The sequence below is a fragment of the Mesorhizobium silamurunense genome, from assembly GCF_014843825.1.
In the GTDB taxonomy this organism is placed as follows: domain Bacteria; phylum Pseudomonadota; class Alphaproteobacteria; order Rhizobiales; family Rhizobiaceae; genus Mesorhizobium; species Mesorhizobium silamurunense.
Genome location: NZ_JHQR01000058.1, coordinates 1 through 7,272, shown reverse-complemented (window position 1 = coordinate 7,272; position 7,272 = coordinate 1). Strand labels below are relative to the sequence as shown.

The window sequence follows — 7,272 nt, the reverse complement described above, 5'->3', positions numbered from 1 at the left end:
CGGCCCGCGGCGCGCCGGCGCCGACATCGGGACCATGCGCCGTGTCGGCGCGCTCGATGGTAACGGCGGAAGCCTGGACGTCGCCGATCTCGGTTGCGGTCGCCTCGGCGACGCGGCGGGTCAGCGTGGTGAACTCCATCGTCTTCAGGAAGCCGATCAGCTTCGGCCCGTCCGGCGCATGCAGAACCAGATCGTCCAGCCCCTCCTTCAGCGGCACATCGTTCTTCAACGTCACCAGCTCACGCGAGATGCGCGCCTTGTCGGCATTGGCGATGATGGTTTCGCGTCGCTTGTCCTGCTTGATCTCGGAGGCACGTGCGAGCAACCCGTCCAGGTCGCCGAACTGTTCCAAAAGCTGCGCCGCGGTCTTCGGGCCGATGCCGGGCACGCCCGGAACATTGTCGACCGAGTCGCCGGTCAGCGCCTGCAGATCGATCATCTTTTCCGGCGGCACGCCCCATTTCTCGATCACTTCGGGAATGCCGATCTGGCGGTCCTTCATCGGGTCGTACATGCCGACCGTCGGGCCAACCAATTGCATCAGGTCCTTGTCGGAGGAGATGATGGTGGTGTCGGCGCCGACCTCGCAGGCCAGCCGGCAATAGGTGGCGATGATGTCGTCGGCCTCAAAACCCTCCGTCTCGATACAGGGAACATTGAACGCTGCGGTCGCCTGGCGGATCAGGCCGAATTGCGGGATGAGGTCTTCCGGCGGCGCCGAGCGGTTGGCCTTGTATTCGGGGTAGAGATCGCTGCGGAAGGTTTTCGAGGAATAGTCGAAGATGACGGCGAAATGCGTCGGCACCACGCCGACATCGGTGTTGCGGGCGTCCTGCATCAGCTTCCACACCATGTTGCAGAAGCCGAGCACGGCGCTGGTCGGCAGGCCGTCGGATTTGCGGTTGAGCGGCGGCAGCGCGTGGTAGGCGCGGAAAATGTAGCCGGAGCCGTCGACAAGAAAGAGATGATCGCCTTTTTTCATGCCGGCAGGGATAGCGCGGCCAGGCTGCGCGGTCCATGCCAAAGGCTGTGCAAACCACCGGTTCCGGCAACACCCCTGACAGACACTGTCTCGGGCAAATCTCGCCGCTCACGGCCATGTTACAAAAGTGTAATCTTCGTGCCCTTGAATCGCCATGTTCACAGACCCAAATACCTGTCATCGGCATTTTTCGCCGAAGTCCGGAGTAAGGCCCGTCCCCCGCCTATCCCGGGCAACCTGCGGCAGCCTATCCCCCCTCTCCGGGCTGCCGCAACGTTTCGAGTAAAGACCGCCGTGGTTCCCCCTCCACCACGGCGGTTCTTTTTTGCCCTGCAGCCTGCGTGTCACCGGCGCCGGAGCCCTTGGTCCAACGATCGCGGCTTTGCGTTTTCTGCTCGTCCCTTTAGGGTCGGGCCAGAATCGAAAGGCTGAAAAAAATGTCCAGAATCTCCCCCGTCCTCGACCGTCTCGACCAGAATCTCGACCAGAGCCTGGAGCGGCTTTTCGGCTTGCTCGGCATCAAGTCGATCTCCACCGATCCCGCCTACCGCGCCGACTGCCGCAAGGGCGCCGAATGGCTGGTGACCGAGCTCAAGCTGATCGGCTTCGAGGCCAGCGTGCGCGACACGCCCGGACATCCAATGGTGGTGGCGCATCACGAAGGGCCGGCCGGCGCGCCGCATGTGCTGTTCTACGGCCACTACGACGTGCAGCCGGTCGATCCGATCGAGCTGTGGGGAACCGATCCGTTCGCGCCGTCGATCAAGGAGATCGAGCCCGGCCGCAAGGTGATCACCGGGCGTGGCTCGGCCGACGACAAGGGACAGCTGATGACCTTCGTCGAGGCCTGCCGCGCCTGGAAGCAGGTGCATGGCAATCTGCCGTGCCGCGTCACCATCCTGTTCGAGGGCGAGGAAGAATCCGGCTCGCCGTCGCTGAAGCCGTTCCTCGAGGCCAACGCCGCCGAGCTGAAGGCGGATTTCGCGCTGGTTTGCGACACCAGCATGTGGAACCGCGAGACGCCGTCGATCTGCGTGTCGCTGCGCGGCATGGTCGGCGAGGAGGTCACCGTCAAGGCCGCCAGCCGCGACCTGCATTCAGGCCTCTATGGCGGCCCGGCCGCCAATCCGATCCGGATCCTGGCCAAGATCCTCGCCGACGTCCATGACAAGGACGGCCGCGTCACCATCCCGGGCTTCTATGACGGTGTCGAGGAGACGCCGTCGCAGGTGCTGAAATCCTGGGAGGGGCTCGGCGAAACGGCCGAAACCTTCCTCGGCCCGGTCGGGCTTTCCAATCCCGCCGGCGAAAAGGGCCGCTCGCTGCTCGAACTCACCTGGGCGCGGCCGACGGCCGAATTCAACGGCATCATCGGCGGCTATACCGGCAAGGGCTTCAAAACGGTGATTGCTGCGGAAGCGTCGGCGAAAGTGTCGTTCCGGCTCGTCCACAAGCAGGACCCGAAAAAAATCCGCGCCGCCTTCCAGGCTTTCGTGCGCGAGCGGATCCCGGCCGACTGCTCGGTCGAGTTCCATCCGCATGGCGGCTCGCCAGCGATCCAGCTTTCCTACGACTCGCCGTTCCTGGCCAAGGCCAAGGACGCGCTCTCCGACGAATGGGAGAAGCAGGCCGTCACCACCGGCGGCGGCGGCTCCATTCCCGTGGTCGGCGATTTCCAGACCTATCTCGGCATGGAATCGCTGCTGGTCGGCTTCGGCCTCGACGACGACCGCATCCATTCGCCCAACGAGAAATACGAGCTCACCTCCTTCCACAAGGGGCAGCGTTCCTGGGCACGCATTCTCGATGCGCTGACGCGCTGAGGCGAACGCAGGAAAATCAACTTTCTGTTGATTTTTTTCCGGATCGCGGCAAGGACGGGTTTGTCTACTGCAAGGTGCTGCAGCGTCCTTTGCGCATGTGAAGGATGTGCGGCGCTGCAGGTGCGATCCGGAGAAGAAAATGACCGATATCCGTTTCCACAAGAACGATCTGCCGGATCTGTCCCGCTACAATGTCGGGGCGGTGGCCATCGACACGGAAACGCTGGGGCTCAATCCACATCGCGACCGGCTCTGCGTGGTGCAGATCTCGCCAGGCGACGGCAGCGCCGACGTTATCCAGATCGCGCCGGGCCAAAAGGAGGCGCCCAACCTCGTCAGCCTTCTCAGGAACGACGCCGTGACGAAGTTGTTTCACTTCGGCCGTTTCGACATTGCCGTCCTTTATCACGCTTTCGGCGTCATGGCCGAGCCGGTTTTCTGCACCAAGATCGCCTCGCGGCTGACCCGTACCTACACCGACCGCCACGGGCTGAAGGATCTCTGCAACGAACTGCTCGGCATCGGCCTCTCCAAGGCGCAGCAGTCGTCGGACTGGGCGGCGGAAACGCTGTCGCCCGAGCAGCTCGAATATGCCGCATCCGACGTGCTCTACCTGCACCGGCTGCGCGAGGTTCTGGCCGCGCGGCTGGCGCGCGAGGATCGCACCAAGGAGGCAGAAGCCTGCTTCCGTTTCCTGCCGACACGGGCGAAGCTCGACCTGATGGGCTGGGCGGAGGAAGATATCTTCGCGCACAGCTGACGGAACCCGGCGCGTCGAGCGACGTTCCTGCCGGTCCACTGAATGAGATGGGGAGGGAATGAAATGGCAGAGCGCAAACCGATCGCGAGCGCGCCGAAGGACGGCTCCAAGGTCACCATCATGTGGACGGACAACGACGGCGTCATCAACGAATCCGTCGGTCAGTATCGTGACGGTGGCTGGTGGGTCTACATCGACAGCAACACGCAAAAGAAGGTCGATCCGACGAGTTGGCGGCCAGCATCGGGCGATAACGAAGACCAGCAGTGACCTCGCTGGCGCGGGCAATCACTTTCGCATAGCTTGAAGCCGTTGATCTCGAAGGCGATTCGGAGCCTTCGCTTTCATCGCTTGCCCGGAGGGACCTGCATGGGTATCGAAAGTCTTCTCGTCTTCATCATCATCGGCGCCATCGCTGGCTGGCTTGCCGGCCTGATCGTGTCGGGCTTTGGCTTCGGCCTGATCGGCAACATCATCGTCGGCATCATCGGCGCCTTCATAGCCGGCTGGCTCTTCCCGAGGCTGGGCTTCGCCATCGGCGGCGGCATCCTGGCGTCGATCATCCATGCCACGATCGGCGCCATCATCTTGCTGCTGGTGGTCCGGGTCTTGAAACGAGCGTGAGACTCAATCACCGGAAAGGGGCGCGATGAGACAGAACATGCTCTATCTCATCATCGGCGCATTGGTCGTCGTGGTCATCGCGCTCGGCATCTACATCTATCGTGAGCAGACCAGGCCGAAAGGCGTGGAGCTCAAGATCGACGACAAGGGCATCTCGATCCAACAGAATTGATCCGATCGCTGGCGCATCTCGCGGCTTGACCGGCCTGCTCCGGATAACAGCTTCCATCAATCTTGCGGAGCGGGACGGCAAAGAAGATGACGTCCCGGCAGTTCGGCGGTATCATCATGGCATAGGGAGTTTGGGGCCAGCCAACCTAGCCACTAGGAGGTTGCCATGAAGCACCAAACACTGGACCAGCTGCACGCAGTTGCCGAGGTCAACACCGCCAAACCCGTCATGAGCCGAACCCAGCGCCTCGCACGTTGGGCGGAGCTTCTCGAACGTGAGCCCAGCCGGCTGCTGACCGCGCTTACCGGCACCGAATACCGTGCCCGCGCCGAACGCGATATCATGCGTGGCGACGGCTCGCCGATATCGGTCGCCCTCGAAGACCCGATTTTGCACGGTGAGGGTTTGAAGGACGACAGCTACGGGGAAGCAAAGCGCTTCTTCGAGCTGACCGATTATCAGTTGCACGAGATCGTCTGCTACTGCCACGTCGGCGACGTGATGCAGGCATCGAGAGCGGCGCTGTCGGTCCGTGCCGTTCTCGACTAGTCCACGGCCGACTTGCACGCCGGATGCAATCTGGCAAGGAGCGCGGCCGGATCCTCAAGCCGATCGCGCTCCGACAAGGCTCGAATAACGGCGGTCTCGCCCCGGCGGTCCGGTCACGGCGGCCGGGAGCTTCGCCCTACGGAACCGAGCCGGATTGGGTGCTTGCCAAGCATTTGATTTTCAATCGCTTCGATTTTTCCCAACTTAACGCGCCTTTAAACCGCCGCATCTACTCTGCAACTCGAGCGCCATCGGCACCGGGGACAGACAAGCGCAGCGCATGGCGAACCGCAGAGACAGTCGCATCGAACCGAGCTTCGAGGGCTCGCCGCGGGCGAAATCCTCCGACGGCTTTTCGGTCAGCGAGGAGGATCGCGTCGTGCCGGCAAATCGCAAATCCGCAGCAAAACGCAAATCCGCCAAGGCGAAGTCGCGCGGCCGCGGCCGGAGCGGAAGCCGGCGCGGGCTGTTTTCCATTTTCGGCCGCCTGCTCTACTGGTGCTTCGTGCTCTGCATTTGGGGCGGCATCGCGGTGGCCGGCATCGTGGTCTATTACGGCGCCAAGATGCCGGCGGCGACCACATGGTCGATCCCCGACCGCGCACCCAACATCAAGATCGTCTCGGTCGACGGGCAGCTCATCGCCAACAGAGGCATGAGCGGCGGCGAGGCCGTCGGCCTGCATGAAATGTCGCCCTATATCCCCGAAGCCGTCGTCGCCATCGAGGACCGGCGCTTCTATTCGCATTTCGGCATCGACCCGATCGGGCTTTCGCGCGCCATGGTCACCAACGTCGTCGGCGGCCATTTCTCGCAAGGCGGCTCGACGCTGACGCAGCAGCTGGCCAAGAACCTGTTCCTGACGCCGGACCGGACGCTGGAACGCAAGGTGCAGGAAGTGCTTTTGGCGCTCTGGCTGGAGCACAAGCACAGCAAGGACCAGATCCTCGAAATGTACCTCAACCGGGTCTATTTCGGATCCGGCGCCTATGGTGTAGAGGCCGCCTCACGGCGTTATTTCGGCAAGAGCGCCCGCGATGTCTCGCTCTCGGAGGCAGCACTTCTCGCCGGCCTGCTCAAGGCGCCGTCGCGGCTCTCGCCGGCGCGCGATCCCAAGGCGGCGGAAGAGCGCGCGCAGCTCGTGCTCGCGGCCATGCGCGGGGAAGGCAAGATCAGCGAAAAGGAATACAAGGTGGCGCTGAGCGCGCCGGCGACGCGCGCGCCGTCCTACTGGACCGGCTCGGAGAACTATGTCGCCGACACGGTCATGGAAGAGCTTCCGGACCTGATCGGCGACGTGCGCGGCGACATCGTCATCGACACCACCGTCGACCTCACGTTGCAGAAGCTTGCCGAGCAGTCGATCCGCCGGCTGATCGACGAGAGCGGCAAGAAGCTCAACGTCACGCAAGGGACGCTGGTGTCGATCGATGATTCCGGCGCCGTGCGCGCCATGGTCGGCGGCTACGACTATTCGACCAGCCAGTTCGACCGCGCCTCGGAAGCGCGGCGCCAGCCGGGCTCAGCCTTCAAGCCGTTCGTCTATATGGCGGCGCTGGAAGCCGGCCGCACGCCGGACAGCGTGCGCAACGACGCGCCGATCAGAATAGGCAAGTGGACGCCCGACAATTACGGCGGCAAATATTATGGCAAGGTGACACTGGCGACGGCGCTTGCCAAGTCGCTGAACTCGGTCGCCGCGCAGCTCACCATGGAAGTTGGGCCCGACGCGGTGGTCGAGGCGGCGCATCGCATGGGCATCCAGTCCGATCTGCAGTCGAACACCTCGATCGCGCTCGGCACATCGGAAGTGACGCCGCTGGAGCTGACCGCCGCCTATGTGCCTTTCGCCAATGGCGGGTACAAGCCGGACATCCATTTCATTCAGCGCATCACCACGGCCGGCGGCAAGGTGCTCTACGAGAACAATGGCGGCGGCGCGCCGCGCGTCATCAAAGCCGACATCGTCGGCATGATGAACTCGATGATGACCGGCACGGTCGAAGTCGGCACCGCCAAGAAGGCGGCCTTCAACTGGCCCTCGGCCGGCAAGACCGGCACCAGCCAGAATTCGCGCGATGCATGGTTCGTCGGATACACCGCGAACCTCACCACCGGTGTGTGGTTCGGCAATGACGACGGCAGCCCGATGAAGAAGGTGACCGGCGGCGCCTTGCCGGCGCAGGCCTGGCACGAATTCATGGTTGCCGCGCATGAGGGCGTGCCCGTCAGGCCGCTGCCCGGCACGTGGAAGTCGACGCCGTCCGATACGATCGTGCCGGACGAGATACCCTCGGCGGATGCCTCGCAGCCGCCTCCGACGCCGCCGGCAGCCGTCGGCCAGTCGGCGCCTGTCGCCCAG

Annotated in this window: 8 protein-coding genes; 7 read left to right on the top strand and 1 reads right to left on the bottom strand. The window is 63.6% G+C overall.

Translation table 11 applies throughout. The features are described 5' to 3' along the window. On the bottom strand, positions 1-982 hold a 982-nt coding region (locus DH10_RS06485; protein WP_281423809.1), incomplete at its 3' end, for a 5'-3' exonuclease H3TH domain-containing protein. Positions 983-1,419: 437 nt separating this feature from the next. Between DH10_RS06485 and DH10_RS06480 the strand changes: the two genes are divergently transcribed. From DH10_RS06480 to DH10_RS06450, 7 genes are all read left to right on the top strand, one after another. Beyond that, the gene (locus DH10_RS06480; RefSeq protein WP_192252085.1) at positions 1,420-2,805 is read left to right on the top strand and encodes a M20/M25/M40 family metallo-hydrolase; all 1,386 of its coding nucleotides are present in this window, start codon (positions 1,420-1,422) and stop codon (positions 2,803-2,805) included. A 139-nt stretch (positions 2,806-2,944) separates the two neighbouring features. After that, positions 2,945-3,565 carry a ribonuclease D gene (locus DH10_RS06475; protein ID WP_192252088.1) on the top strand — a complete coding sequence of 207 codons (621 nt, stop codon included), beginning with the start codon at positions 2,945-2,947 and terminating at the stop codon, positions 3,563-3,565. A gap of 63 nt (positions 3,566-3,628) precedes the next feature. After that, entirely contained in the window at positions 3,629-3,835 is a 207-nt protein-coding gene (locus tag DH10_RS06470; RefSeq protein ID WP_192252091.1) for a hypothetical protein, read from the top strand. Between the two features lie 99 nt (positions 3,836-3,934). Then, entirely contained in the window at positions 3,935-4,189 is a 255-nt protein-coding gene (locus tag DH10_RS06465; RefSeq protein ID WP_192252094.1) for a GlsB/YeaQ/YmgE family stress response membrane protein, read from the top strand. Positions 4,190-4,214: 25 nt separating this feature from the next. Next, a complete protein-coding gene (locus DH10_RS06460) occupies positions 4,215-4,361 on the top strand; it encodes a hypothetical protein (RefSeq protein WP_082980768.1) in 147 nt (48 codons plus the stop codon). A 165-nt stretch (positions 4,362-4,526) separates the two neighbouring features. Continuing rightward, a complete protein-coding gene (locus DH10_RS06455; RefSeq protein ID WP_192252098.1) occupies positions 4,527-4,910 on the top strand; it encodes a hypothetical protein in 384 nt (127 codons plus the stop codon). Between the two features lie 280 nt (positions 4,911-5,190). Beyond that, positions 5,191-7,272, top strand: a 2,082-nt coding sequence (locus DH10_RS06450; protein WP_192384497.1) for a transglycosylase domain-containing protein, incomplete at its 3' end; no start/stop codon positions are given.

Coding starts and splice junctions, on each gene's coding strand:
- DH10_RS06470 (WP_192252091.1), top strand. CDS start 3,629: ATGGCAGAGCGCAAACCGATCGCGAGCGCGCCGAAGGACGGCTCCAAG.
- DH10_RS06480 (WP_192252085.1), top strand. CDS start 1,420: ATGTCCAGAATCTCCCCCGTCCTCGACCGTCTCGACCAGAATCTCGAC.
- DH10_RS06475 (WP_192252088.1), top strand. CDS start 2,945: ATGACCGATATCCGTTTCCACAAGAACGATCTGCCGGATCTGTCCCGC.
- DH10_RS06460 (WP_082980768.1), top strand. CDS start 4,215: ATGAGACAGAACATGCTCTATCTCATCATCGGCGCATTGGTCGTCGTG.
- DH10_RS06465 (WP_192252094.1), top strand. CDS start 3,935: ATGGGTATCGAAAGTCTTCTCGTCTTCATCATCATCGGCGCCATCGCT.
- DH10_RS06455 (WP_192252098.1), top strand. CDS start 4,527: ATGAAGCACCAAACACTGGACCAGCTGCACGCAGTTGCCGAGGTCAAC.